The organism is Arthrobacter sp. Sr24, assembly GCF_054511175.1.
The window spans coordinates 17,006-43,080 of the sequence record NZ_JBTNDB010000002.1 but is presented as its reverse complement, the minus strand read 5'-3'; the positions used below and the strand labels follow the sequence as shown (position 1 = coordinate 43,080).

Here is a 26,075-nt window from a genome sequence, read left to right as displayed (position 1 = left end):
GCGGGATGTCACTCTCTACCTCTTACTCAACTGTTGGAGACGAAAAACTGGGGGTACTTCCATAAGGGTGCCACGAACGGGCCGTGGGCCAAGTTCCGTGTGATGCGCAATCGTTACGCATGGGGACTCAATTGTTATTTGCATGTAGGAAGTCCTGAGCTGTCTTTGCCGGAACCAATCAGGGTCACAGCGTCATAGGCTTCTTCGAGCGTGCTCACCTTGATGACTTGCAAGCCATCGGGAATGTGTCCAACTACGTCGCCACAATTTGCTGCAGGTGCTAAGAAATAGTCAGCGCCCGTGCTGCGAGCGCCCACAAGCTTTTGGGCAATGCCGCCAATGGCGCCGACATTCCCCGCGGGATCAATAGTTCCCGTGCCAGCAAACTTTTTTCCTCCCGTGAGATCTCCCGGTGTCAGGCTGTCCATGATGCCCAGAGCAAAGATCATCCCTGCACTGGGTCCACCAATGTTGCTCAGCGTGATCTGGACGTCGAAGGGAAACTTAAACACATTTTGGATCTGGACCCCCAGCAAATATTTGTCCTCGCTACCCAGTTTCGGGGTGAGGCTCACCGTCTGCTCAGCACCGTCTCGCCGGATCTGAAGTTGCACGGGCTCACCGGCGCCCTCGGCCAACACGGTCTGGATAACCCCCAGGTCGGTAATTTTTTTGTTGTCAATGGCGAGCAGGACGTCATCGGGCTTCATGATGCCCGACGCGGCACCATCAGCAGGGACCATGGCCACAGCCAGACTGCTCTCAAAGTCAATACCCATGGCTGTCAGGGCAGCTGCGGTGGCATTTTCCTGAGACCCGGTCATAGCCGCGGAATTCTCACTATTAATGACGTCCTGGCTGGCCCCAGGTGCGTACATGAGTTCGGCCGGGTAGACCGTGTGGGACGGTGTCAGCCATGAAGAGAGCACATTGAAAAAGTTGACCGGGCTCTCAGGCAAGCCGCCGGTGAGGTGAACCGTGGTCAGATCAAGGCTGCCGGAGGTTGGCGCAAAACTTTCGTGGCCCGTAACGGTGATGATGGGCTCACCGTTGAGCTCGCCAATTGTGTTAATGGCAGGCCCCGGGGATTCGATCACATAGGGCACAGGTAACGTCAGTGCAGCTGCGCCTAACACCACAGCTAGTACACCAGAGACCGCCATGAGGGAGATTCTTTTGTCGCGAAAACCGCGTGGCGTCGCCGCCGTTTCGGGTGTCTCCTGGCTCAAAGCTGTGACCTTTCCACATTCACTCGGGTCTGGCAGGCACCCGTGGACCAAAAATACTCACATTAAACGGGGTACCAACCCCCAACCTTACTGTGTCTCGATGTGCTGTGCTTGTGCCCCGGCTGGGAGCATCCAGTGAATGCCACAGTGCCGCCCCTGCAAGGCCCGCACCCTTTGCCTAGAGCGAACAGCGGGCCGCCACAGGGCGACAACGCTGCGCGGCGGCGGTAACGTGAAGATATTCAGCGTCCACGCCAACGAACGGGCCATCATGTCTTCCACACCAGCCAACAACGACGACGAAACCCCGAAGGATCCGCTTCAGGAAATGCTCGCCAACCTTATGGGCGGAGCTGGCATGGAGGGTTTCGATCCAGCGGAACTGGCTAAAGCTGCGGGTTTGCCGTCAGATCCGAATGCGCTCGCCCAAATGTTCTCCCAGGTACAGGCCATGATGAGCGGGTCCTCGGACACTCCCGTCAATTGGGACTTGGCCCACGACGCTGCTCGAAAAGCAGCCGCCGGGGATGACCCGTCAGTGACGCCAGCCCAGCAGCGTGAAGTTGATGATGCTCTGCGTCTGGCGGAGATGTGGCTAAACCCGTTCACGGACCTCGCCGCGACCGCGATCGTGGGCCGTGCTTGGTCTCGCGCGGAATGGGTGGAGGAAACTCTGGGGACGTGGAAGCGCCTGACCGAGCCGGTAGCAAACAGTATTGCTTTCGCCATTTCCACAGCCATGAACGAACAGCTGCCCGAAGAGATGAAGTCCATGATGGGCGGTGCGGCCTCGATGATGCAGAACATGGGTGGCGCCCTGTTCGGCATGCAGCTTGGTGCCGCTGTGGGCGCGCTGGCCAAGGAAGTTGTCGGCTCCACCGATATTGGTATCCCATTGGCCGACCTGCAAATGGCCCTCCTGCCTGCCAACGTCAAGGCCTTCGGAGAAGGTTTGGAAGTTCCAGAACAGGAAGTTCTGCTGTTCTTGGCCCTGCGGGAAGCTGCTCACGCCAGACTCTTCGTACAGGTTCCGTGGCTGCGCGGTCATCTGCTGAGCGCCATCGAATCATACGCACGCGGCATCCACATTGACATGTCTCGTATTGAAGATCTCGCCCAGAACCTAGACCCGTCCAACCCCGAAGCCATGCAGGCGGCCCTGTCCGAGGGTGTCTTCATGCCGGCCCGCACACCGGAGCAGGACGCCGCATTGGCAAAGCTGGAAACAGCCCTAGCCCTCGTAGAAGGCTGGGTAGACGAGCTCAGTTTTGAGGCAGCAGCCAATCTGCCTGCTGCTGCGGCCATCCGTGAAACTATCCGTCGGCGCCGTGCCACCGGTGGTCCGGCCGAGCATGCCTTCGGGTCCCTCGTGGGGTTGGAATTGCGTCCGCGCAGGCTCCGCGAAGCTGCGGCCCTGTGGGCTTCTTTGAAAGACCAGCGTGGCATTGCTGGCCGTGACGCTATTTGGGACCACCCAGATCTGCTGCCTACCTCTGCTGACTTGGATGACGCTGCTGGTTTTAGTGCCCGTCGTAGCGCCGAGGATGCTTCTGAATCAGACGTTGATGCGGCATTGGCCAAGCTGCTGGACGGCGGCTTTGACGACTTCCAGGCCGAAGACTCCGCGGACGCCTCAGACGCCTCAGACGAGGTATCCGGGACTGAGCCTGACACAGACACGGAAACAGAAACCGAAACAGAAACAGACCCAGAAACAGACCCCGAGACCGGCTCCGGCTCCGGGGACAAGGGCTAAGAGGTCCTCGGTTCAAGCAACTCCCGTTTGAGCCACCTTCCCTAAGCCATACGACGGCGGCGGGAACCGCAGCTCCACTGCTACAGCAGGGAGCTGCGGTTCCCGCCGCCGTCGTTGCTTAATTGCTTAGATGGATGACACCGAGCCTTCACTGCCAGCATCAGTTCCATGGTCACCTTCATCCTGCATGCCCTCGCCCATACCCACGATGTTTCGGGCGGAAGCAAATGAGGCACCCTGCAAGAACGCTTTGGCCTCTTCCAGCTTCGGGTAGCCGGCCAGTTCCGCCCAAAATGCTGGGCTGTGGTTCGGATGGATCAAGTGAGCCAGTTCATGCAACAACACATAGTCCAAGACCCAGTCCGGCATACCTTGCACGTGGTGAGAAATGCGGATAGTTCCCCGGGCTGGGGTTGCCGATCCCCAGCGGTCGTTTTGGTTGTTGACCCAGCGCACTGATTCCGGCACAGCCCGGGCACCCAAGAACTGAGCTGATAGTGAGTGGCTGCGCTGCAACAGGGCAACGTCGCTGGCTGGGGCTCGCCTGCGTCCAGCCAGACCCGCTTCGCGTTGTTTGCTTTGTTCCAGCTTGGCGGCCATGTGCGGCACCCAATACTGCTCATCTTCAAGACTGAGGCGCGCCGGCACAGCGATGACTGCCTGCCCATTTTCCCAAAATGCAGCAAGCCCTGTTTTACGCCGTGTGGTCCGCCTGACCACGATCGGATCCCCTGAACTGAGCAGGTGGCGCGAGATGGAATCGCCTAAGGGTCCCCTGGTTCCTGTTCCGATGGGGCTGCGACGGCCAGATGCTGCGGGTGCGGGTTTCTGTGCGGGCGTGGTTGCCGGTGCGAGAGTCCTCGGTGCTGTTACTGGTGCCATATATTGACCGTACCGCCACCGACTCCCCCAGCGCACGCCGCTGCCCCTGTTCGGGGACAACTCGTGGAGAACTCTTGGCTGTGGATAACTCACGGCAGACCTACACCTCAAGTGCAATGATTTTAACTACGGCATCTAGTCGCCAAAATCCTCAGGGAGATCATCATGACAGCTGTCAATCCGGCGCTTCGCATGGTCAGCCGAGGAGCGCACAGCATACAAATTGGGCTGGGACCCGCCGGTCTGATCTTGGAGGGCTTACAGTCCACCGACGTGGCGTTCGTCAAGGCGCTGCGCCGCGGTATCCCCGATGACACGGTGATGAGCTCCGCCGTCGAACTTGGTGTCCCTGCCGCGCGTGCCCAAGAAATTTGTACCATGTTGGCCCCTGTTTTGTGTCACGACGCCGAACTGTCCACGCAGGGTTACCGCGAGGAACGGCTGCGTCCTGACCGCACAGCGCTCTTGGGCCTGTACTTAGATTCGGCGCGGAAACGTCTGGCTCAGCGCCAGCAGAACGTGGTCCATGTGGTGGGGTTGGGCCGCACCGGAGCCACCCTCACCGGGGCGTTGGCTAACGCCGGAGTGGGCACGCTCCTGCTCGAGGACGACTCCCCCGTCACCGCCTCAGACGTGTCCCCGAGCGCCTATTCCAAGGCCGATATTGGCATCCCGCGCTCCCTGGCTCTGCGGCGTCACCTCACAGCGTTAGATCCACTCACTCGCATTCACATGGTGCACGACGGCGGCGCCGGAGGACCCAGCCTTGCGAGCCTTGATCTTGGCGTTCTGGTGGGTTTCGACAGTGCGGCAGCTGAGCTGACGTCCCGTTTCTTGGGAACCGAACGGCCCCATCTGTTGGTGTTGCATCGCGAGCAGGACGGCACGGTGGGTCCGCTGGTTGTGCCCGGGGCGACTGCCTGCGCAGACTGTGTGGAGCGGCAGCGCAGCGGCCCTGATTCACAGTGGCTGCAGGACGACGGGGGCGAGCCTTCAAACGAGCCTTCAAATGGGCCTGCCAGCGGGCATTCAGCGGGACGTTTAGAAGCGAGCGCTACCTCGCTGGCGTTGGCTGGTACCGCAGCCACACAGGCATTGCTATTTCTGGACGGCGTCAATCAGCCCAGCGCTTGGTCCGCCGTGATGAGTTTCCATGCTGGGAGCGGACGCTGGACCGAGCAGGATTTCAGCCCCCACCCTGACTGCGGCTGTCAATGGCAGAATCAGCCAGCCACAATCTCCAAGACTGCGTCCCCATAACGTTCCAGTTTGGAAGGCCCTACTCCGGGCAGTGCTGCCAGCTCATCCAAATTAGCAGGAGCTGCCTCGGCGATGGCCATGAGTGTGGCGTCGGTAAACACCACAAAAGCTGGTACCGATGCGGAAACTGATTCCTTCAAACGCCATTCCCGCAACTGCTCAAACACGGCTTCGTCGTACCCGGGAGGGCAATCGGCACAACGTCCCACCTTGCGTTCAGCCCCGGTGTTGAGGATCTTCCCGCATACCCGGCACACCGATGGCCCTGCCAGCTTGCGCGATTTTCGGGTCGTGGCCATGCGCGGGCCGGCGGGACCCCCGCCGACTGTATTGGGCCGCAAGCCGTCCAAGAACCGTGAAGGCTTGCGATTTGCGCGGCCCCCTGGTGTACGTGCTGTAGACCAAGAGAAGTTCAAGTATTCCCGAGCACGGGTGATACCCACGTACAAAAGCCGTCGCTCCTCATCTACCGTCTCTGGGGTGTCCGCAAAGGAAATGGGCATCAAGCCTTCGCTGAGACCCACCAAAAAAACGGCGTCCCACTCCAGACCCTTGGCCGAGTGCAAGGAAGCCAGCGTGACGCCCTGGACGGTGGGTGCGTGCTGAGCTGTGGCCCGTTCCTGAAGTTCGGCGACAAAGTCCACGATCGAGAAGGTATGCTCCGTGGTGCTGCGAGAGATGAACAACTCATCAGCCAGGGCAACAATTGCACTGAGCGATTCCCACCGTTCTCGCACGGCGCCGCCTGTTTTGGGGGCCTCTGATTGGTAGCCGAGGTTACCCAACACATCGCGGACCAGCTGACCCAGAGCTTCATCTTCGGCAGCCCGCGAGGACGCACGGAGCTGCAGCATGGCATCGCGGACTTCCTTGCGGGCGAAGAACCGCTCGCCGCCGCGCAATTGGTATCCCAGCCCGGCTGCGGTCAACGCCTGCTCATAAGCTTCGGATTGGCCGTTAGTCCTGAACAGCACAGCAATTTCGCTGGCGGGTGTTCCGTGCTCAACGAGCACCTTGATTCTGGCCGCAACGGCCGCTGCCTCGGCCTCGTCATCGCTGCACTCCATGAATTCAGGTGCCGGTCCGCCCGAGCGCTGGGCCACGAGTTCTAGCGGCTTGGACCAGAGCGCGTCTGCAGTCAGGCCTCCGCTGCGCCTGTTGGCCAGCAGATTGTTGGCCAAGCCCACCACTTGCGGGGTGGAACGGTAGTCGCGGACCAACTTGACCACATTTGCTTCGGGGAAGCGCTGTGGAAATTCCAGCAGGTGGCGTGGGGTGGCGCCGGTGAAGGAGTAAATGGTCTGGCTGGCATCTCCCACCACACATAGCTCGTCTCGACCACCCAGCCACAGATCGAGCATGCGCTGTTGGAGTGGGGAAACATCCTGGTACTCGTCCACCACAAAATGCCGGTACTGGTCCCGCACTGTGGCGGCTACTCGCGGATCTTCCTGCAGTATGCCCACGGTGATCAGCAGAACATCCTCAAAGTCAATGAGGTTTCGATCCGCTTTCACATCTTCGTATCCTTGGAAGAGCCGGCCCACCGTGACCTTGTCCAACCCACCGGGCTCGCCGCGGTCTTCGGCCTTGATGAGGTACGTTTCCGGGGTCATCATGGACACTTTGGCCCACTCAATTTCGGCAGCCAAATCCCGGATGGCGGCCCTGTCAGTGGGAAGCCGGAGCCGACGCGCGGCCTCGGCAATGACCTGTGCTTTGTGTTCTAGCAGGCCTGGCAATTGACCGCCGACGGCGTGCGGCCAGAAATACTGCAGCTGCCGTAACGCTGCGGCATGGAAGGTGCGGGCCTGGACAGTGCCCACGCCTAGATCGCGTAACCGGGTACGCATTTCAGCGGCAGCTCTGGCCGTAAAGGTTACGGCTAGGAGGCGGTTGGGATTGTAGACACCGGTGTGCACGCCATAGGCAATGCGGTGCGTGATGGCGCGCGTCTTGCCGGTGCCGGCGCCGGCCAGCACGCACAGAGGCCCGTTCAGTGTGGTGGCAACTGTGCGTTGTTCTTCATCCAGGCCGGAGAGAATCTTCTCCTCCGCAGTGCGTTCATCCATGACGGGCAGACCCACCTGGCTGGGGTCAAAACTCATACCTGTGCACCGGGGTCGACTTCACCGGCATCGACTTCACCGGCATCGATAATTCTTCCGCCATACCAGTGCTCAATCAGTTCGCGCGCAATGGACAACCGGGGTGAGATTACTGCTTCGCCGGCCAAGATCGCGTCCTGCAACTCTTCCCTGCCGAACCACCGGGCTGCCCGAACTTCCGTCAGGTCGGGGGTGGCATTTGTGTCATTCGTGTAGCCCAGGAAGCCCAACATCAAGGACCGGGGGAACGGCCATGCTTGGGATGAACGATAGTGAAGAGAATGTAACCGGACACCCACTTCTTCAAAAATTTCACGCACCGCGCCTGCTTCTGCGCTTTCTCCAGCCTCTACGAAACCGGCCACGGTGGAGTAGCGGTTTTCATCCCATGCGAAGTTGTTGGCCAGCAAGATCTTGTCATGGGCTCCGACAATGGCCACGATCACGGCAGGATCGGTCCGAGGAAAGTGTTCGGAACCGTCATGGCTGCACCGGCGCATCCAGCCTGCCGCCTGGATGTCGGTGGCATTGCCGCACCGCGGGCAGAAGGCGTGAGTGGCATGCCAGTTGGCAACTGCCTGAGCCTGAATGAAAATCTCTGCCTCGGCGCTACTCATCTGCCCGGCGGCTGCCCGGTAACCGGCGAAGGAGCTGCCCTCCGGCACCCAAGCCGGCTCTCCGGCGTCGTCCGGTAAAGCGACAAGCACCAGCTCCGTGCCCGATGGCAGGGTATGCCCGTGGCCGTCAAGGACCTTGCCGAGGTACACCGAGAGGGTCCCGGCTGGGAGCTCCAGGGGCAGTTGTGAGGGATCAAGATATGCCAGCGAATTGAGGCTGGCGCCGGTCACCAGTGCCCTGCCGCGGTGGAAGAGCACTACCTTGTGGGCTGCCGTCTCCACCACGGCCTCCAAAAATCCGGCCTCACCGCGCTGTTCGCATTCTCGGTCCAGCACGGCGTCGGGGGAAAGGTTGGGTTTGGTCATGTTTCTACCGTACGCATCCAATGCCCTTTTTTACATTCCGCAGCACGTGATTGTGGACAACGTGGCGCTGTCCAGTGGCCGGTGCAGGAGGATGCGGGTACGACTTCTTGCGACTCGCCGCCTCTAGGAAGCGAGGTTTGGCGCCTTCGCGATCTACGGTGGAGGGGTGAGAAGAATGACTGCAATTGAACTGGCCGCTATTGCCAGCGCCGCCGTGCCCGGACTCAACGTCACAGCTTTTGGCCCGGAACCTGATCATGCAGCCGATTTTTGCTCCGCATTGCTCGTGGATTCGGAAAATCGGCGCTGGAGGGTACGTTCGCCGCGCCATGCCGAGGCCAGTACGCGCTTGGAAACTGAACGCCAGGTACTGCGCGCCTTCACCCCTGCCATTCGAGCAGAGCTGCCCTTCTTGCTGCCTACCGTGGCAGGAACTGTGCGGCAGGGGGAACTCATCACTTTTGTGTATTCCCATATTCGGGGGAAGGCGTACACGGTAGAGCAGCTCTCTGCCGGAGGCGCCACCTTGGCCATGGAGATTGGTGCCGCTATCGCCGCAATTCATGATCTCCCCCAGGAGCTCGTGACCAATTACGATCTGCCAAGTTACACCGCCAATGAATTCCGTCAGCGCAAGCTCAACGAGCTTGACCAGTCGGCTACCACGGGCAAGATTCCGCCGGCCTTGTTACGTCGATGGGAACACGCCATGGAAGACGTGGCCCTGTGGCGCTTCAACGCCTGTGTGGTCCATGGAGATTTGCACGAAGACAATATATTGCTCGACGGCGACCAAGTCACCGCCGTCAATGGCTGGACCGAGCTGCGAGTGGGCGATCCCGCTGATGATTTCGCGTGGCTCGTTGCCGTTGATGATCCTGACTTTGTTGACACGGTGTTGCAGGCTTACGCCGGCGCCCGCCACGAAACCCCGGATCCGCATCTGCTGCGCAGAGCCGCCCTCAGCGCCGAGTTTGCGCTGGCGCAGTGGCTCGTCAAGGGCTATGCCGCCGACAGCGCTCGCATGGTGGAGGACGCAGAATCCATGCTGCGCACCCTCGAAGCCGATATTGCCGAGCACGGTGGCCAGCCCATCAGCGTTGAACCGACTGTTGTGGCTGCTCCCGTTGCATCCGTTGCTCCCGTTGCATCCGTCGTTGCGGCGAACGAAGCCAGCGCACCGCAGGCAAAGGCACCGCAGGTAAAGGCACCGCAGGTAAAGGCACCGCAGGTAAAGGCCAGCGAGGAGCCGGCTCCGGAGACCGCTTCCATCTCGGTCGTTGAAGCCCAATCCCAAGCGCAAGCCAACGCTCCACAGGCCGCTGTGCTGCCGGGAACCGCAGCAGCCGGCGTTCCAATCGTCGATCTCGAAGCTCCGAACGATGAGGCTGCCAAGGCGACTAAGGTCGCTGGCGCATCCAACACTGACGCTGATGATGCTGATGAGTCAACCACTGACACTAAAGACATTAAGGACGCTGCCCCGGCGGCAGCATCCTCTGGGGAAGAAGTGGACACCACCGCGCTGAAGGTCATTCCTCTCGATAAGTAGCGGTAGCTGTAGTCGCCACCGGTACATGTCAGGCGGAATAGGCGTTGGTGACGATGGCCTCCAGTTCCTCCTGACCAGCCAAGTCCACGGGACGGATGAGCTTATCCTGGCCCACGTAGTAAAACGCTGCCCGCACCTGATCTAGTGGCACCTCTTTGAGGCGCGACCAAGCAAGCCGGTATACGGCCAGCTGCACCCCACGGACCGCCAACTGCTGCTTTCCGGGGACCTTACCGGTCTTCCAGTCGATCAAGTCCCAACCGCCGTCGGCATCCCTGAACACCGCATCAATGCGCCCACGAACCACCACATCTGCCACTCTGGTTTCAATGGGCACCTCCAATTCGGCGGGAACCCGAGTAGCCCACTGAGAATTCTTGAACGTTTCTTGCATGTCGTTCAGCCCGTAGGCTTCGTCCACATAGGAGTCAGCTCCGGGAGTTTCATCAAAGTCCAGCTGCCCCGTGGTGCCGAAGAAATCCTCAATCCACGTGTGGAAGGCCGTTCCCTTGCGCGCTGCCATGCCAGGTTTAGTGGGAACTGGCCGGCGCATGGCCCGGGTGACCTTTTCCGGATCTTCGCTCAGAGCTACCAACCGCGAAGCTGAAATATGCGGTGGCAGTTCCACCCGGAGCTGGTCCGATTCCACGTTTTCCTGTGCCAACAACACGCTGGTCTCCAACCCCCACCGAGGGTGACTCGCCAAGAATTCACTGCCACCAACAAGTGCAGCAAGCTTCTCCGGCGTGAGTCCACTGGCGCGAATTGCTTCCCGTTCAGCCTCTACGGCTGCAGCCGATCGCGCCACGTTCTCCCTCCGGCCCACCCGTTTCACGGCTCCGGGACGGCCTTGAATCTCAGGCCCGTTGAGCGGGTCGTAAGGCCACAGCGCACTTTCAGAACCTGCGCTGGTGGGGTTTTCGGCATCTTTCTCTGGATCAGGGGACCACAGCGAAATTCGGGCGCTTTGCTTGGCTCCTTCGGCCAGAACCAGCAACTCTGAAATGAAGGGCGATGGTTGGAGCGGTTTCTTCCCGCTCCCCCACACCGTGCTAGAACACATGAGGAAATCACGGGCTCGAGTGAAAGCGACATACGCCAGCCGCCGTTCCTCTTCCTCACCATGCAAACCGACATCGGCAGCGAACAGCTTCTCGTTGTCCATGAGCGTTTTCAAATCCGGAACGTTGAGGTCCCATTCAGGCAGGTCCTCCCGGTCGCCACGCAATGGCCAAGGCAGTGATTTTGCGCCCGTGCTCCAACGGTCAGCCCGGGTGCTCGGGAACGCCCCCATATTCATGCCGGGAACAAACACCACATCCCATTCCAAACCCTTGGAGGCATGCGCGGTGAGCAGTGCCACAGCATCAGGGTTGCTCTCAAGGGGCGTCATTTCCAGCCCGCCTTCTTCAGATTCTGCTGTTTCCAGCCACCCAAGAAAGGCATCCAAGTCTACCCTTTGAGCCGCCTGCATAAAGGTTGTGGCTGCGTCCGCAAAGGCATCAAGGTTACGACGGGCATGATGAATGCTCGCGCCGGGCTTGGCCGCTAGCTCAATGTCCAGCAGCATGGTCCGCTCCACCACACCGAGCAGGTTACTCAAATCCTCGGCGACAAAAGTGCGCAGCATGCGCAGCTCGTCTCGTAGCGTCAACATCCTGGCCCGCGCTGTGTCCGACAAGGGGCGTATTGAGTCCGGCCAGTAGTCTGCACTGAGATAATCCAGGGCTTCGATCAGCGATGAGGCGTCCACGAGGTCTGCGCTCACTACAACGTCCGGTGCACCTTCAGCGCCCCCTTCCGCGCCACTATCTGCGCTCTGGGTGCCGTGGTGCGAATCTGGTTCCACCTCACCGCGCAAAGCTGCGGCATTGAAGTTCACGCGGTTTTCGGCAGCCCACTTTCGGCGCCGAGCCAAGTGCCGTGCCCAGTCAGAAAATGCCATGAGGTCCAAGGGCCCAATGCGCCAACGGGCACCGGTCAGCAGCCGCATCAAGGCATCCGAACGTCCGGGATCGGCTATTACCCGCAACGTGGCCACCAGATCTACAATCTCCGGGGTACTCAACAACCCACTCAGGCCCACGGTTTCGTAAGGGATGCCACGGGCTTCAAAGACGCTCTGTAACCCAGCAAATTGCGCACGACGGCGGCACAGCACTGCCACTGTCATGGCACCTTGGGTCCCGCTGCGGTGAGTGAAATCCCCCTTCCGGTCCAGGATTTCATCGGCGATGGCTTCTGCCTCAGCTATTTCGCTTTCATAGCGAGCCAGTACTACTTCCCCGTCGGGTGCGTTGGGTTTCTCGCGCAAAGGTGACACGACTACCCTGGGACCGGCGGCATCCCGCTCTTCCGAAGTTAGCCCAGCCCCCAGTTTGGCGTTGGCCTTGCGGGTCTGTGCTTGGGCAAGTTCTGCAGACATAACATTGGCGGTGTCGAGAATATGGGCTGAGTTTCGCCACGCGATGGTGAGTTCGGCAGTCGGTGCGTACCCGCCGTCGGACTTGAGGAAAATTTCGGGAAAGCGGAACAGCTGCCCGGCAGATGCCCCACGGAAGCCATAGATGGACTGGTGGGGATCGCCCACAGCCGTCACGGGGTGCCCGGATCCGAAGAGCTCGGCGAAGAGCTGCAGCTGAGCGTGTGAGGTGTCTTGGAATTCATCCAGCAACACCACTTTGTACCGCTGACGCTCCACCTCGCCGGCGTGCGGGACTTCTTGGGCGATCTTGGCCGCCAACGCCACTAAATCGCCGTAGTCCAAAACGTTACGACGCCGCTTGGCTTCGGCATATTTTTGGACCAGCTCCACCACCGAACCACGGGTCCGCAAAACATCCAGCTGTTTGTTGACCAGGGCGGTGCGCGGTTTGGTGGTCTCGGCGATGTAGGGCAGGGCGTCGAATCGTTCCAGATAAGCCGCGATGGTTTCCTGGACTTGCTCGGGCTCTTGGAGGTGCTCAGCACATTCCCCCGCCAGATCCATGACGGACTGAATCAGCGTCGATTTGGCAGCCGTGAAGTGTTCATGAGCGCCGTTGTGGGCTTCCACCACCTCGCTGGCCAGTTGCCATGCCTCCGCGGCGCCAAGAACCACGGCATCACGTTCGATCCCGAGGCGCAGTCCGTAGTCGGTGACAATGCCGCTGGCGTAGGAATGGTAGGTGGAAACCTTGGCTTCCAAAGCATCCTTAGCTGCTGCGGCCGGCGCCAAGTCCACCTCACCAGAGCCCGCCAAGGTACCCAACTTGGCCAGCTGCCCGCGGATACGGGACGCCAACTCACCGGCGGCTTTGCGAGTGAAGGTGACACCGAGGATCTCTTCCGGCAGCACCAGCCCGTTGGCCACTAACCACACCACGCGATCAGCCATGGTGGTGGTCTTTCCTGACCCGGCTCCGGCAATGACGAGCAGCGGTTCCAGAGGCGAGCAAATGATGGCGGCCTGCTCCGGTGTGGGCGGGAATTGCCCCAACAATTCGGCCAATTCATACGGGCTCAAGGGCTGTGAAAGTGTCATTCGGTGATTTGTTTCCCTTCCGGGCACAGCGGGCAAATAGTAGGCAGAGGGCATCCGTTACGTTCGGACCAGTCCGTGCCGTGGCGGGCGGGAAATACTGCTTGTGCCATCAGAAGTGCAGCTTCCATCACCTTGGCGGTGGGATCATTCTCGCTGCCAGGAACCATGGCTGGCTGATCCTGGGTCTTGACACTCTTGGTGCCATCACCCAGCGGCAGCAGGGCCGCTCCCCCGGAGCTAGATCCGGAGAACCCTGCGGCCTCGGCCAGTTCGGCGAAGCCGCCCGCTGTCACTGCCACTTGATAAGCACCCAGCTGCGGATGGACCAGAACTTGATCCTTGGTGGGTTTGGCGCGGCCGGTTTTGATATCAACCACCATCAGGTTCCCGTTGGAATCAGCTTCGAGCCTGTCCACCTGACCACGCAACCGCACCACGTGGCCCGGACTCCCCGCAGGAATTTCCGAAGCATCCGCGTGTAGGGTTTCTCGTTCCGGGGCTTCTCGTTCCACGGCTTCTAGTTCTGGGGCTGGTTCTTCGGCTGGCTCCTCACCCACTGGACCAGCAACCGTGCCAGGGATTTGACCAATATCTACGCTGAAGTCCTCTTCCACACCAATCAGCGTGCGTCCTTGTTGGCGGGCTTCCACCACGTACTGGGCCAACTTCCCCAGCATCTCTTGGGCACGTTTGTAGTCCACCTGGGTTTCCCATGAATCGGGCAGGCCCAAGGTGGGCCAGCGCTTGTCCAGTTCAGCCAGGTACTCATGTCCTGCGCCGTTCGGAATGTCCTGGGCGATGGCGTGAATGAGGGTTCCCAAGCTCCGCGCGAAATCGGTGGTTGCTTCCCCACCTGCAGCCCGGATAAACCAGTTCAGGGGTGATTTGAGAACCTCCTCCACTTTGGACGGGGAAACGTTGACTGGTTCGCCAGCAGGAACAATGGGGGCCTCGCTGCTCAGTGGCAACAAACCCCACCACTGCTGCGGATCAGCCCCAGGGATGTTTTCGTGAGCCAGCACGGCCAGCATTCGCCCAGCCTCCGGATTGGCATACATCTCCGATTCCTGTCGCAATTCAGAGACCAACGACCTCAACGTCATGGGCCGTGGGACCTGTTCCACTGGACGTACAGGATACTGCGATTCGCCCCCTGAATCAGTGACGGGAATGTACGGGGCGGCAAGGTCAATGAATTGTGAGGGCTGGAGATCTTGACCGGCCGCGGCCGTCAGGATCAGCTTTTGCCCAGCCCGTGAAATGGCAGCGGAAAAACTGCGCAACTCGTCGTAACGGATATCTCTAATGCGTGCCGCGGGCTCAATCTGCCGGGCCATCTCGGCCCCATTCTCCAGCACATCCACCAATAGCTGACTGCCCAACAGCTCCCCACGCAGCCGGGTATTGGGCCACACACCTTCCTGCAAGCCCGAGACAATGACCACCTGCCATTGACGTCCGGCAGCACTCGCCGGAGTGAGGATCTCCACCGCGTCGGTGCGCTGAGCGCGTGCAGCCAAAGTATCCATGGGCAGCTCCTGGCTCAGCAAATAATCCAGGAACTGCTGCGGGCTCGAGCCGGGCAGCTGGTCTACGTAACGTTCAGCTGTCTGGAATAACGCCATGACCGCATCCAAGTCCCTGTCGGCACGAATACCAGTGGGCCCGCCTCGCAACGCTTGGCTTTCCCACGTTCCGGAGCTGTCGCAGGCTTCCCAGAGCGCCCAGAGGACAGTTTCGGCGTTAGCTCCGGGCTGGGCTACGGCGTCAATGCCGGCGGCCACCATGGCAGCGATTCGGGTGGCGTTGGCCGCTTCCCATCCCAATGATGCCAACTTTTCCGGGTGTAGCAACGCCTCAACCAGCAGTTCGTCGCTGGCCCGGCCACCACCAGATTGCAATTCCTGTTGCCGCAGAGCTTGGCGTAAACGGCGCAATTGCAACGCCGTTGACCGCCCCAACCGGGAGGTCAACAGCGCCACAGACGCCTCGGCGTCGAGCTTCCCCGGATTAAGCGCCACCCCAAAAGCCTCCAATAGAGGGCGAACCGCCGGCTCGTCACGGACCGGGTTCTCCGCCACAGGCACCTTCACGGCGATGCCCAGCCCGCTCAGATACCGTTGCAGTGCGGCCAGGGCAGAACCCGTCCGGACGATCACTGCGATCTGGTCCAGGCTGTGCTTTTCAATGTGTTGCAGGTGCAGGATTCGCTCCGCCACCAGCCGTAATTCATGGACTTCTGAAGCCACCACATGCGCCCTGACGTACGACGCCGAGTTCCCGGCTGCTGCTTCCGGCCCACCTTGGCTGACCGGTTCCGGCCACGCAAGCTCGCGAGCTTTCTGCCCGCCGCGGATCTGGAAAATCCTTTCGGCAACCCCTGACCACGCGCCCGCAACAGCCGGACTCATCCTGTGCGAGGTGGACAGCACAAATTGTTGCAAGGGCTTTTCCTCGGTGCCCAGCGATTGGGCCAAGGTCGCCACCTTGTCCGGGCGGGCGCCACGGAATCCCTGCACCACAACGTCCGGAGCGGCCGCCACCAGAATGTCCTTGCCCCGGCCCACCAACTGCAGGAGTTCATGGACGCTCCTATTGGCCTCCTGGATATCGTCAACCACAATCAGTTCCAACCGGCTACGCTCGGCGGCTAGGAACTCCGCATCGAGTTGCAAGAGCGTGGTGGCTGCTGTGATGATACCGGCCGGGTCAAAGGAACCTGACTTGCCCCAATCCACCACATCCCGGTATTCGGAGTACAGCGAGGCTGCGGCCACCCAGTCGGGGCGACGGTTGGCAACGCCCAGCTGTGTCAGTTCCTCGGGTAGGAGACCGTATTCGATGACGCGGTCAAAGAGTTGCCGGAGTTCTTGCCGGAAGCCGCGCGTTTCTAAGGCATCTTTGAGCTCGTCGGGCCAGTTCGGGTCGGTGCCCAAGCCCATCTTGTGCCCGGCCAGCAAGTCCTTGATGATCAAGTCCTGCTCGGGACCGCTCATGAGCCGTGGCGGGCCGTCCAGATGTGGCATCCGGCCTGCCACAGTGGCCCGGCGCAGCAGATCAAAGGCATATGAGGACCACGTACGCGCTGGAGAAGTACTGATGCTTCTGGTGAGCCGAGCACTGAAACCGTCACGAAGTTTAGCGGCAGCTAACCGGGAAGGGGCCAGCAGGAGGGCACCCGCTGGATCAACGCCGTCGTGCTCCATCCTTTTGACTGCAGCCTCGATCAGCACCGTGGACTTGCCGGTGCCGGGGGCGCCCCAGAGCAGAACGGGCCCGGTGCCGGGCGCCAGATCAACGACAATTTGTTGGTCGGCACTGAGCGGCAACTCGGTCTTGATGCTTTGTGAAGGCTTCACCAAAACCAGCCGGGGCAGGGGTTGGAAGTTCTTGCTCACTGGCGTAGACCGCGCCGGGTGGGCGGATACCGGTCCATCATCCCGCGCGTCAGTAGTCAGCTGTTGCTCTGCCAGCTGGGCGTGCTCTGCTTGCGTGCTCATATGCCCAGTTCACCACGAGGCTCTGACATTCTGACATTCGTCTCCGCGGCGGAACTGGAGTCCATACCAGCAGCGGAATGCAGGGCCGCAGCGATGGCGTCGATGAGCTCAAACTCCGACTCTTGCGGGTTCCAACGAGCACTTTCCATGTCCACGCGCCACGGCGGGTTCTTGCCCGGCACGGCCGCCGCCGCGGTGTCGCCACGCAACGCCGTCGACTCTTGGCGATAGTGCTCCAGCGCCGTCCGCTCGTGGCACAGCGGAGCAGACCCACTGGCCCGGATCACCCGCCACCACGCCACAGCGCTGCCCTGGGCGGACATCACCGCACCCACTTGGCGCGGACCACCGCTTTCCAGCAGGGCAGCAATGTCGCCGTACGACAAAACCTTGGACTCTGGGATGAGCTCAGCCACCGCCAGAACTGCCTCAACATACTCCTCACGCATGTCTCCAGCGTAGTTTGTGCCACGGCTGAGCTGGTGAACGGGCCGTGGCTGCAATAAATGTCGGTGCCAACCGGTACCGTAAGTGTCATGACTAGCTGGAATATGCATCCTCGTGCCGCCTTTGATTTAGAAACCACTGGCAAGGATCCCCGCACGGCCCGGATCGTTACGGCCTCAATTGTTGTGGTCGATGAGGGCGGCACCGTGGTGGATACGCATGAGTGGTTGGCTGATCCCGGCATGGAAATTCCGGAAGAGGCTGCCGCCATCCACGGCATCAGCACCGAGCACGCCCGCGAGAACGGCCGCCCTTCAGATATGGTCACGGCCGAGGTTGGCGCTGTGCTCGCAACACTGTTTGCCAACAACATCCCCGTGATCGCTTTCAACGCCAGTTACGACTTCACCGTTCTGGCCCATGAGGCCCGCCGCCACAGTCTGTCCCAAATTACCGCGGCCCCGGTCATCGACCCGTTCATCTGCAACAAGAACGTGGATCGATTCCGCAAGGGCAGCCGGACACTGGTGGCGTTGTGTGAGGAATACGGGATCAGTCTCCAGGATGCCCACACCTCGGCAGCCGACGCCGAAGCCACGCTCCGACTGGCCGATGCGCTGGCGGCAAAATACAGCGCACTGCGCATCGATGTGATGGATCTGCACAACGCCCAGGTGGGGTGGGCCCGGGACCAGGCCGCTGATTTCCAAGCCTATTTGCGCCGTGTCAAGGACCCCGCCGCCGTCATCGAGGGCAATTGGCCCGTTCTGCCCTGACTTGAGGGCCCAAAAACCCGCTCATATGAGCTAAATCACAAAGAAAATCTGAGAGCCGAACAGCCTCCTGCGCGTCAGTCGTGCGCTCGCGCTGGCTAGGGCATGATCGCTGCCCTGATGAACGCCCCAATGTTCGCCGATTATTTCTTCGAACACCCTCTTTACTTCGCATTAGTTCGCATCCGCCATAATTTCCGGCGGGGTGACATAATTTAGTTCCGTTGGTTGAGTTCTGCTAAGAAACTCCTGAGAGTTTCTTCCCCGCACTCCCACGTCACGCTTATCCCACTCGGGCAGTCCTTCGGGTTGGGCTCCTGCAATGAAAGAGAATGTTTGATGAAGAAATCTGCCCTGAAGTGGCTCACAGCCGCCCCGGTCGCCGTTGTACTGGCTTTCACCCTCGCAGCTTGCGGCGGCGGCACGGATGCAACGAACTCCGCAAAGCCCACCGACGCCCTCGCCGGTAGCGACCAGGTCTCGCTGGATAAGTACACCACCGCGGATGTCACTGCCTTGGACAAGATCGACATTGCAGCTCTCGGTCTGACCACCCCGGGCACGATCTCCGTGGGAACGCTCTCCGATGCCCCGCCGAACATCTTCTTGAAGGATGGCGTCTTCACGGGTTACGACAACGAACTCCTCCGCGCCATGGGTGAGAAGCTGGGATTGAAGGTCGAATTCAAGTCCACTGACTTCTCGGCATTGCTTGCACAGGTTGAGAACAAGCAGTTCGACGTCGGATCCTCCTCAATCTCCACCACTGATGCTCGCCGCAAGAACGTTGGCTTCACCAACGGTTACGACTTCGGCTACATGGCAGTGGTTGCCAAGACAGATTCAGCCATCAAGGGCTTCGCCGATCTGAAGGCAGACACCCGCATCGCAGTCGTCACCGGCACCGTCCAGGACGACTACGTCTCCAATACGCTGAAGATCGAACCGGTACGCTTCGCCGACTACAACACCGCCTACGCGAACTTGAAGAACGGCCAGGTTGACGCCTGGGTTGCTCCTTCCCAGCAGGCCACCGGCCAGGTGAAGGAAGGCGACGACACTGTCATCGCTGAAGAAGTTGTCAACACCCAGAACTTCACCGCTTACGCCGTAAATTCCGAAAACACGGCTCTGACCGACGCCCTGAACTCCGCACTCGATGCAGTCATCGCTGACGGTACTTGGTCCGAACTGACCAAGGAGTGGTACCCCACACGTCCCATGCCCGAAGACTGGACCCCGGGCTCCAAGGCCGTCGTAGTTCCGAAGGCCTAGTAATAAATGGATGTACTTGAGCAACTCGCAAAAACGTTTTTCGACTGGGAGGCAATGGGGGCAGTAATCCCCGAAATGCTGACAGTCGGACTACCGAACACCTTGATTCTGGCCGTCACATCGGCCATTATCGGGTGTGTTCTGGGCATGATCTTGGCGGTCATGGGCATTGCCCGCAATCCCATAGCCCGCTGGATTGCCAGGATCTACACGGACATTTTCCGTGGCCTACCTGCCATCTTGACCATTCTGCTCATCGGTCTTGGCTTGGGTCCGGTATTCCGCATGCTGACAGGCAGCACCAACCCCTACCCTCTGGGAATCTTGGCGCTGTCCCTCATGGCCGCGGCCTATATTGGTGAAATTTTCCGTTCCGGTATTCAAAGCGTCGAAAAGGGTCAGCTCGAGGCATCCCGCGCTCTGGGGTTCAGCTACGGCTCAGCCATGACACTGGTGGTCATTCCCCAGGGAATCCGCCGTGTTCTGCCAGCGCTGGTGAACCAATTAATCTCTTTGATCAAGGATTCTTCGTTGATCTACATGCTAGGTCTGCTCGCCAGCCAGCGTGAAATTTTCCGCATCGGCAACGATTCTGCAGCCAATACAGGAAACCTCTCCCCCTTGGTAGCCGCTGGACTGCTGTACCTGTGCCTGACTATCCCGCTCACCCACTTGGTGAACTTTATGGACAAGCGCATGCGTGAAGGCAAAGCTCAGAAGGTTGAGCCTGACGAGGCCGCTGCAGTCATTGGAAAGGGAGCCTAGCCCATGAGCGAATTTTCATCAGGATCCCTAACAGCCACAAATATCCATCTGGCTTTCGGCTCCAACAAAGTGTTGCGTGGCATTGACCTGCACGTACCCAAGGGCACCACGGCTTCGGTCATTGGCCCTTCGGGATCGGGCAAGTCAACGCTATTGCGCGTCATGAACCGGTTGATTGAACCAGATCAGGGCGACATCCTGCTAGACGGCATGTCCGTCCTGCAGGACAACCCGGATGAGCTCCGCCGTCGTATTGGCATGGTGTTCCAACAGTTCAACTTGTTCCCCCATAAAACGGTGCTGGACAATGTGGCGTTGGCGCTCATCAAGATTCGCAAGATGCCCAAGGATCAGGCTCGCGCCAAGGCCATGGAACAGCTGGATTTGGTGGGCTTGGCTCACAAAGCTGATGCCCGCCCCGGGAACCTGTCCGGTGGCCAGCAGCAGCGTGTGGCAATTGCTCGCGCGTTGGCTATGGAGCCCGAAGTCATGTTCTTTGACGAGGCCACTTCGGCACTGGACCCCGAGCTGGTCAAGGGCGTTCTGGCGCTCATGACTGATCTATCCAAGGGCGGCATGACCATGGTTGTGGTGACCCACGAGATGGGCTTCTCGCGCAACGTCTCCGACACCGTCACCTTCATGGATGGCGGCGTGGTGGTTGAGACCGGTCCACCGGATCAGCTATTCACCGAGCCGAAGACGGACCGTTTGAAGGGCTTCCTCTCAGACGTCCTCTAGCGTTTTTTGTGGGCCTGGATTGGCTCGCTCACCGGATCGTCGGTGCAGTGAGCCTCTCCAGGCCTACAGTTGTTTAAACGCGTTCCAGAGCCTCGTGCGGTCCCTGTGGAAGTACGACGGCGATTCCCTCACCTGGGCTGATGACGCCGCCGGTGAGAACCGCCCCCATGACGCCTGCCCGGCGAACTAAGGTCCCGCCGTCGTCGTAGCCAACGAGCTCCTTCAGCAAGCCTGGTTGGAAGTTCTCGATCTGGGCACAAGGATTACGCAGACCCGTCAGCTCCACTACGGCGGATTCGCCCAGGTGCAGACGCGTGCCGCGCGGGAGTGCCAGCAAGTCGATGCCCTGAGTGGTCACGTTCTCCCCCAGCTGGCCAGGGGCAACGTTGAACCCTTTCGGCGCCAACCATTCGAAGAGCTCTTGCTGAATCAGGTGCACCTGGCGCAAATTCGGCGCCGTGGGATCTGCTCGGACTCGGGAGAGGTGCTGCACTGTGACGCCGCGGTGAGCATCGCCAACCACGCCAAGCCCTGCTTCGAGATCAATCTGCTCCACCGGTTCCTTGCTGAAGCGGTGGGCAGTGTCTCGGTGGACTGCGGCAATCTGCACAATAGTGTTCACCCGGTTAGTCTGGCATATCTTGCTTCTTCTTGAGGTGGCCAAGTTGGTGCGCCCATGACGCGGTTCCGTCCACTTTTCTTATGCGCCGGACTCGGCCGTGGGTTTGGCGTATAAACGAAGTCCACTTTGTTTATACGCACGCCAACCCCGGCTAGAGTGCGTCACTTTCATTGCACCGCAATTCGAGAGGTCCGGGCTGCGTATAAACAAAGTGGCACCACTCGACCGGAAGCAGTTTCTCAACGGCGCCGCGGAGATGAAAATGCCGCCGTTTCCACGACTAATCTAGGCGTGAACCTTGACAGATAGCGGAAACGGCGGCATTCGCGTGTCGATCACGCGTGTCGATCACGCGTGGACCCTCGGGCAAGGACCCGAAAGGCTACGCGGTGGCCCCTGCTGCTGCTTTCGCCGCGGCCGGCAGGGCCTCAAAGATGCGGTTCATGGCGGCGTCGTCGTGGGCGGCTGAGAGGAACCAGGCCTCGAAAACGCTCGGCGGCAGGTAGACCCCGGAATCCAGCATGGAGTGGAAGAATGGCGCGTAGCGGAACACTTCCTGGGCCTGTGCGTCGTCGTAGTTGTGAACGCCGTTCCTCGAGGTGCCAAACGCTACGGAGAACAGGCTGCCAGCGCGCTGGATCGAGTGGTCAACGCCCTCGGTGGCCAACGCAGAAGACAGTGCAGCTGAGAGTTCTAGAGAGCGGGCATCCACCGCGGTGTAGACGGAAGAGTTGGCTGCGGTCAGCGTGGCCACACCGGCCGCCATGGCCACCGGGTTTCCGGACAACGTGCCTGCCTGGTAGACCGGGCCCAGTGGGGCCAGGTAATCCATGACGTCGGCGCGGCCACCCAAAGCAGCGGTGGGCAAACCTCCACCGATGACCTTGCCGAAGGTGAATAGATCAGGGGTCCAGCGCTCAGTTGACTCAGCAGAGCCGCCGGTCAGTCCCCAGTAGCCTGCTGCGCCAACCCGGAATCCGGTGAGGACCTCGTCCAGGATCAATAGCGCGCCGTGGGCGGTGGTAATGCGTGAGAGGCCCGCATTGAACCCCTCCCCCGGTGTCACAACGCCCATGTTGGCCGGCGCAGCCTCCGTGATGACGGCAGCAATCCGGTCACCTTGGGCGGCGAAGGCGGCCTCTACGGCAGCCAGATCGTTGTACGGCAGCACCAGCGTTTCGGCAGCGGTTGCGGCAGTGACACCGGCAGAACCGGGCAGCGCCAAGGTAGCAAGGCCTGAGCCTGCTGCCGCCAGCAGCGAGTCCAGGTGACCGTGGTAGCAACCGGCAAACTTGATGATCAGGTCCCGGCCAGTGAATCCGCGGGCCAGGCGCACAGCCGTCATGGTGGCCTCGGTCCCTGTGGACACCATGCGTAGACGTTCGACGCCGGAGACTCGCCCCTGCACCAAGGCGGCCAGTTCGCTTTCGGCCGGGGTGGAGGCGCCAAAGCTCAGTCCGTGATCCACGGCGGCGTGCACGGCTGCCAGCACATCCGGGTGCGCGTGGCCCAATAGTGCCGGGCCCCAAGAGCACACCAGATCCACATAGTCGCGGCCGTCAGCGTCGGTGAGGTAGGCGCCCTTGGCGTTGACCATGAAGCGCGGTGTACCTCCCACCGAGCCAAAGGCGCGCACGGGTGAGTTCACCCCACCGGGCATGAGGGTCTTGGCGCGGTCAAAAAGTTCCTGCGAGGAGGTCATGAAAATTCCTTGGCTAGAGGCAAATTGCTCAGGGCTAAATACTAAGGTGACAGATAGAAAAGAAGTGTTAGTTTTCGCGCAGCCAGCCGGCCAGTTCGGCCGCCCAGTAGGTGAGAATCATGGAGGCACCGGCGCGTTTGATGCTCAGCACCGATTCCTCAATGGCCGCGCGGCGGTTGATCCAACCATTTGCTGCGGCTGCCTCGATCATCGCGTACTCACCGGAGATTTGGTATGCGGCTACGGGTACGGGGCTCATTGCTGCCACATCGGCCAGAATATCCAGGTAGCTCATGGCCGGCTTGACCATGATGATGTCCGCGCCCTCGGCGAGGTCCAGTTCAACCTCGTGGAGGGCTTCGGTGCGGTTACCGGGGTCCATTTGGTAGGTGCGGCGGTCGCCGTCGAGCTGTGAATCAACGGCTTCACGGAACGGACCGTAGAACGCTGAAGCGTATTTGGCGGCGTAGGCCAACACAGAAACTTTCGAGAAACCTGCGGAGTCCAGTGCCTCGCGAATCACGGCAACTTGGCCGTCCATCATGCCCGACGGCGCCACCACGTGCGCCCCCGCCGCAGCCTGCGCAACAGCCATTTTGGCGTAAATCTCCAAGGTGGCATCGTTATCCACCTGGTCAGCGGAATCCAGCACTCCGCAGTGTCCGTGGTCGGTGAATTCATCCAGGCACAGATCGCTCATGATCACCAGATCATCACCCACGGCCGCGCGCACATCCCGAATGGCCTTGTTCAGAACGCCAAAGGGATCCAGACCAGCAGTCCCGGTGGCGTCGCGTTCCGCCGGAATCCCGAACAGCATGATGCCGCCCAACCCCAGCGTCACGGCCTCACGTGCAGCGGCCACCAGCGACGCCGTTGTATGTTGCACAACGCCCGGCATCGAGGTGATGGGCTTGGGCTCGCTGAGGTCTTCACGAATAAACACGGGCAGAATCAGGTCCGCAGGCGCCACTGAGTATTCGCTAACCAACCGTCGCATGGCGGCGGTGGTGCGCAGGCGGCGGGGGCGGTGCTGGGGGAAACTCATGAAGACTCCGTAACTTACTGGGTTAGAAAATTAGTGTGGGCCCGGGCCAGCGCGGCCACGATGCTCTCAGGCGTAGGGTGTGTGGCGGTCGCGGCAACCACCATGCCCAATCGCTGAGCTTCGGCCTGCGTGGGCGGACCGATGGCGATGAGCAGACAGTTCTGTGGCAGCGGCGCCATGGTGGCCGCCACTCTGCGCGCTGCACTTCCCGAGGCAAGTACGACGGCGTTAATCGCCCCCTGACGGATCTCCCCTGCCGCTTCGGCCGGGTTGAGCAGCGGGTAGTCCGCTGAGATGGGGCTACTGCCGGAGCGGCCGGTCAACGTAGCCGTCAGCCGTAGCTCAGGTTTAGCCGGGTAATCCACGGTCTTGTAGGCCGTGACAATTTCTGGCGCCCAGCCCTGGGCGGACAGGCCCTCCACGAGGGTGGGCTCGGCGATATTGGATTGCGGCAGCAGGACCTTATTGCTGGCGTCGGTGGAGGGACTGAACTCGGGCCAGAGGGCCACGAGGCCCGCCGCGGACTGTAAGTCCACCGGCGCTAGGACAGCGTGGACTCCCTCTGCCGCCAGGACGGCAACAGAGGTGGGGCCGATAGTTGCCACGGAGGTGGACGCCGGAATCAATGCTTCCAGCGACGTTCCTGCCGCCGCGCACCATTGCTTCAGTGCCCGCACAGTGGTGATGGAACTGATCACCAACCAGCGGTAGTCCCCCGCAGCTAACCGTCGCAGCGAATCCCCGAGAACCTTTTGCTCGCCCATCTCAAAATCAATGACGGGGACCAAAACCGGTTGCGCACCAGCCGCGGCAAGCGCGTCTGCCATTGCCCCGGCCCGGTCAGCACTTCGGGTTACGGCGACGCGCAAGCCCGAGAGAGATCCGGCCGCGCCACGCCTGCCGTCGCCGCTTTCGATCATTTCGCGGTGCCGGCCAAATCCGCCAGGTCACCCGCACCGGCAGCGAGGAGTTCCTCGGCCAGTTCTATTCCGAGAAGAGTTGCACCGAGCTTCGTGAGCCCATCGGTAGCCTTCTTGAGTCGCATTGAGCGGGTGCCATCGAGGGAGACCACAATGGTTTCCAAATAAAGCATGGAGCCCTTGCGGTGGGCTAGGGCACCGACCGGTGCGCTGCAGCCAGCTTCGAGGCGGGCCAGCAGAGCACGTTCGGCGGTGACGGCCAAGCGCGTGTCCTGATGGTCAATCGCGGAGAGCGACTGCCCCAACACCCCTGTCAGTTCTGCGTCAGCAACGCGGCATTCCAGCGCGAGAGCGCCTTGACCGGGGGCCGGGAGCATGATGTCGGATTCCAGGAATTCGGTGACGGTATCGAGCCGCCCAATCCTTCCCAGACCAGAGGCTGCAAGCACCACTGCATCCAGATCAGCTACTTTGCCATCCACGCGTTCGGCGTCAGGGTTACCCGGCAAGCCGGGGACCCGGGCCAGCCGGGTATCCACGTTGCCACGAATATCCACAATGAGAAGATCCGGACGGGTAGCCAGAAGCTGAGCTGCGCGGCGCGGGGAACCCGTGCCAACCGAGGCGCCAACAGGCAATTCGGCAAGCTTGAGCCCGTCGCGGGAGCACAGTGCGTCCCTGGCATCAGCACGCACAGGAATCGCGGCCAATGTCAGGCCGGGCACTGCTGCGGTGGGCAGATCCTTCAGTGAGTGGACAGCCACATCCACTGTGCCGTCCAAAACAGCCGAGCGCAGTTGGGCGGCAAACACACCAGTGCCGCCCATTTGAGATAGCGGACCGGTGAGTACATCGCCGTCGGTCTTGACGGGCACAATCTCCGTTTCAAAACCTCCCACGGCGGCGAGCTTCTCAGTGATCTGTCCGGTCTGGCTCAGGGCCAGCTTGCTTCCCCGGGTTCCAATTTTCACATGTGCCAGTGTCTCAGC

General features: G+C 60.8%; 19 protein-coding genes. 7 read left to right on the top strand and 12 right to left on the bottom strand.

The window, feature by feature from the left end:
- Positions 1–134: 134 nt before the first annotated feature.
- Positions 135–1,163, bottom strand: a complete 1,029-nt coding sequence (locus tag ACX80D_RS02205) for a YlbL family protein (RefSeq protein WP_459320934.1) — start codon at positions 1,161–1,163, stop codon at positions 135–137.
- 337 nt (positions 1,164–1,500) lie between these two features.
- Here ACX80D_RS02205 and ACX80D_RS02200 point away from each other — a divergent pair, with 337 nt between their 5' ends.
- Entirely contained in the window at positions 1,501–2,985 is a 1,485-nt protein-coding gene (locus ACX80D_RS02200; RefSeq protein WP_459321134.1) for a zinc-dependent metalloprotease, read from the top strand.
- 126 nt (positions 2,986–3,111) lie between these two features.
- On the opposite strand, the gene ACX80D_RS02195 is transcribed toward ACX80D_RS02200, so the two are convergent.
- Positions 3,112–3,867, bottom strand: a complete 756-nt coding sequence (locus tag ACX80D_RS02195) for a M48 metallopeptidase family protein (RefSeq protein WP_459320933.1) — start codon at positions 3,865–3,867, stop codon at positions 3,112–3,114.
- 165 nt (positions 3,868–4,032) lie between these two features.
- Between ACX80D_RS02195 and ACX80D_RS02190 the strand changes: the two genes are divergently transcribed.
- Positions 4,033–5,127: a ThiF family adenylyltransferase gene (locus ACX80D_RS02190; RefSeq protein WP_459320932.1), complete on the top strand. Its 1,095-nt coding sequence runs from the start codon at positions 4,033–4,035 to the stop codon at positions 5,125–5,127.
- Here the strand turns inward: ACX80D_RS02190 and ACX80D_RS02185 are convergent.
- Together ACX80D_RS02185 and nudC are read right to left on the bottom strand one after the other, a co-directional pair.
- The gene (locus tag ACX80D_RS02185) at positions 5,091–7,235 is read right to left on the bottom strand and encodes an ATP-dependent DNA helicase UvrD2 (protein WP_459320931.1); all 2,145 of its coding nucleotides are present in this window, start codon (positions 7,233–7,235) and stop codon (positions 5,091–5,093) included. The genes ACX80D_RS02190 and ACX80D_RS02185 overlap by 37 nt on opposite strands.
- Positions 7,232–8,218: an NAD(+) diphosphatase gene (nudC, locus tag ACX80D_RS02180; protein ID WP_459320930.1), complete on the bottom strand. Its 987-nt coding sequence runs from the start codon at positions 8,216–8,218 to the stop codon at positions 7,232–7,234. Before nudC ends, ACX80D_RS02185 begins: the two co-directional genes overlap by 4 nt.
- Before the next feature lie 175 nt (positions 8,219–8,393).
- Between nudC and ACX80D_RS02175 the strand changes: the two genes are divergently transcribed.
- Positions 8,394–9,770, top strand: a complete 1,377-nt coding sequence (locus ACX80D_RS02175) for a macrolide 2'-phosphotransferase (protein ID WP_459320929.1) — start codon at positions 8,394–8,396, stop codon at positions 9,768–9,770.
- Between the two features lie 28 nt (positions 9,771–9,798).
- Here the strand turns inward: ACX80D_RS02175 and ACX80D_RS02170 are convergent, their stop codons facing one another.
- From ACX80D_RS02170 to ACX80D_RS02160, 3 genes are read right to left on the bottom strand one after another with little or no spacing between them, the layout of a single operon-like run.
- The gene (locus ACX80D_RS02170; RefSeq protein WP_459320928.1) at positions 9,799–13,293 is read right to left on the bottom strand and encodes an ATP-dependent helicase; all 3,495 of its coding nucleotides are present in this window, start codon (positions 13,291–13,293) and stop codon (positions 9,799–9,801) included.
- Positions 13,290–16,793 (bottom strand): ATP-dependent helicase, encoded by a 3,504-nt coding sequence (locus tag ACX80D_RS02165; RefSeq protein ID WP_459320927.1) that lies wholly within the window; start codon positions 16,791–16,793, stop codon positions 13,290–13,292. The genes ACX80D_RS02170 and ACX80D_RS02165 overlap by 4 nt, the downstream gene beginning before the upstream one ends.
- Positions 16,790–17,242, bottom strand: a complete 453-nt coding sequence (locus ACX80D_RS02160; RefSeq protein WP_459320926.1) for an MGMT family protein — start codon at positions 17,240–17,242, stop codon at positions 16,790–16,792. Before ACX80D_RS02160 ends, ACX80D_RS02165 begins: the two co-directional genes overlap by 4 nt.
- Positions 17,243–17,329: 87 nt before the next feature.
- Here ACX80D_RS02160 and ACX80D_RS02155 point away from each other — a divergent pair, with 87 nt between their 5' ends.
- The 4 genes from ACX80D_RS02155 (at position 17,330) to ACX80D_RS02140 (ending at position 20,794) form a co-directional block, all read left to right on the top strand.
- On the top strand, positions 17,330–18,016 hold the full coding sequence (locus ACX80D_RS02155; RefSeq protein WP_459320925.1) for an exonuclease domain-containing protein: 687 nt from the start codon (positions 17,330–17,332) through the stop codon (positions 18,014–18,016).
- A gap of 336 nt (positions 18,017–18,352) precedes the next feature.
- The gene (locus ACX80D_RS02150; protein WP_459320924.1) at positions 18,353–19,288 is read left to right on the top strand and encodes an ABC transporter substrate-binding protein; all 936 of its coding nucleotides are present in this window, start codon (positions 18,353–18,355) and stop codon (positions 19,286–19,288) included.
- A gap of 6 nt (positions 19,289–19,294) precedes the next feature.
- Positions 19,295–20,053, top strand: coding sequence for an amino acid ABC transporter permease (locus ACX80D_RS02145; RefSeq protein WP_459320923.1), 759 nt, complete (start codon positions 19,295–19,297; stop codon positions 20,051–20,053).
- 3 nt (positions 20,054–20,056) lie between these two features.
- Positions 20,057–20,794 (top strand): amino acid ABC transporter ATP-binding protein, encoded by a 738-nt coding sequence (locus ACX80D_RS02140; protein ID WP_459320922.1) that lies wholly within the window; start codon positions 20,057–20,059, stop codon positions 20,792–20,794.
- A 73-nt stretch (positions 20,795–20,867) separates the two neighbouring features.
- Here the strand turns inward: ACX80D_RS02140 and ACX80D_RS02135 are convergent, their stop codons facing one another.
- The 5 genes from ACX80D_RS02135 to hemC form a co-directional block, all read right to left on the bottom strand.
- A complete protein-coding gene (locus ACX80D_RS02135) occupies positions 20,868–21,416 on the bottom strand; it encodes an MOSC domain-containing protein (protein WP_459320921.1) in 549 nt (182 codons plus the stop codon).
- Positions 21,417–21,798: 382 nt separating this feature from the next.
- Positions 21,799–23,118 (bottom strand): glutamate-1-semialdehyde 2,1-aminomutase, encoded by a 1,320-nt coding sequence (gene hemL / locus ACX80D_RS02130; protein ID WP_459320919.1) that lies wholly within the window; start codon positions 23,116–23,118, stop codon positions 21,799–21,801.
- Between the two features lie 67 nt (positions 23,119–23,185).
- Positions 23,186–24,166: a porphobilinogen synthase gene (gene hemB / locus ACX80D_RS02125; RefSeq protein WP_459320918.1), complete on the bottom strand. Its 981-nt coding sequence runs from the start codon at positions 24,164–24,166 to the stop codon at positions 23,186–23,188.
- A 14-nt stretch (positions 24,167–24,180) separates the two neighbouring features.
- Complete coding sequence (locus ACX80D_RS02120; RefSeq protein ID WP_459320917.1) at positions 24,181–25,086, bottom strand: uroporphyrinogen-III synthase; 906 nt, start codon at positions 25,084–25,086, stop codon at positions 24,181–24,183.
- Positions 25,083–26,066 (bottom strand): hydroxymethylbilane synthase, encoded by a 984-nt coding sequence (gene hemC, locus ACX80D_RS02115; protein ID WP_459321133.1) that lies wholly within the window; start codon positions 26,064–26,066, stop codon positions 25,083–25,085. Before hemC ends, ACX80D_RS02120 begins: the two co-directional genes overlap by 4 nt.
- Positions 26,067–26,075: the final 9 nt, after the last annotated feature.

Bases quoted from the DNA above. Each gene is read 5' to 3' on its own strand.
- ACX80D_RS02205 (WP_459320934.1), bottom strand. From the start codon at position 1,163: ATGGCGGTCTCTGGTGTACTAGCTGTGGTGTTAGGCGCAGCTGCACTG.
- ACX80D_RS02200 (WP_459321134.1), top strand. From the start codon at position 1,501: ATGTCTTCCACACCAGCCAACAACGACGACGAAACCCCGAAGGATCCG.
- ACX80D_RS02195 (WP_459320933.1), bottom strand. From the start codon at position 3,867: ATGGCACCAGTAACAGCACCGAGGACTCTCGCACCGGCAACCACGCCC.
- ACX80D_RS02190 (WP_459320932.1), top strand. From the start codon at position 4,033: ATGACAGCTGTCAATCCGGCGCTTCGCATGGTCAGCCGAGGAGCGCAC.
- ACX80D_RS02185 (WP_459320931.1), bottom strand. From the start codon at position 7,235: ATGAGTTTTGACCCCAGCCAGGTGGGTCTGCCCGTCATGGATGAACGC.
- nudC (WP_459320930.1), bottom strand. From the start codon at position 8,218: ATGACCAAACCCAACCTTTCCCCCGACGCCGTGCTGGACCGAGAATGC.
- ACX80D_RS02175 (WP_459320929.1), top strand. From the start codon at position 8,394: ATGACTGCAATTGAACTGGCCGCTATTGCCAGCGCCGCCGTGCCCGGA.
- ACX80D_RS02170 (WP_459320928.1), bottom strand. From the start codon at position 13,293: ATGACACTTTCACAGCCCTTGAGCCCGTATGAATTGGCCGAATTGTTG.
- ACX80D_RS02165 (WP_459320927.1), bottom strand. From the start codon at position 16,793: ATGAGCACGCAAGCAGAGCACGCCCAGCTGGCAGAGCAACAGCTGACT.
- ACX80D_RS02160 (WP_459320926.1), bottom strand. From the start codon at position 17,242: ATGCGTGAGGAGTATGTTGAGGCAGTTCTGGCGGTGGCTGAGCTCATC.
- ACX80D_RS02155 (WP_459320925.1), top strand. From the start codon at position 17,330: ATGACTAGCTGGAATATGCATCCTCGTGCCGCCTTTGATTTAGAAACC.
- ACX80D_RS02150 (WP_459320924.1), top strand. From the start codon at position 18,353: ATGAAGAAATCTGCCCTGAAGTGGCTCACAGCCGCCCCGGTCGCCGTT.
- ACX80D_RS02145 (WP_459320923.1), top strand. From the start codon at position 19,295: ATGGATGTACTTGAGCAACTCGCAAAAACGTTTTTCGACTGGGAGGCA.
- ACX80D_RS02140 (WP_459320922.1), top strand. From the start codon at position 20,057: ATGAGCGAATTTTCATCAGGATCCCTAACAGCCACAAATATCCATCTG.
- hemL (WP_459320919.1), bottom strand. From the start codon at position 23,118: ATGACCTCCTCGCAGGAACTTTTTGACCGCGCCAAGACCCTCATGCCC.
- hemB (WP_459320918.1), bottom strand. From the start codon at position 24,166: ATGAGTTTCCCCCAGCACCGCCCCCGCCGCCTGCGCACCACCGCCGCC.
- ACX80D_RS02120 (WP_459320917.1), bottom strand. From the start codon at position 25,086: ATGATCGAAAGCGGCGACGGCAGGCGTGGCGCGGCCGGATCTCTCTCG.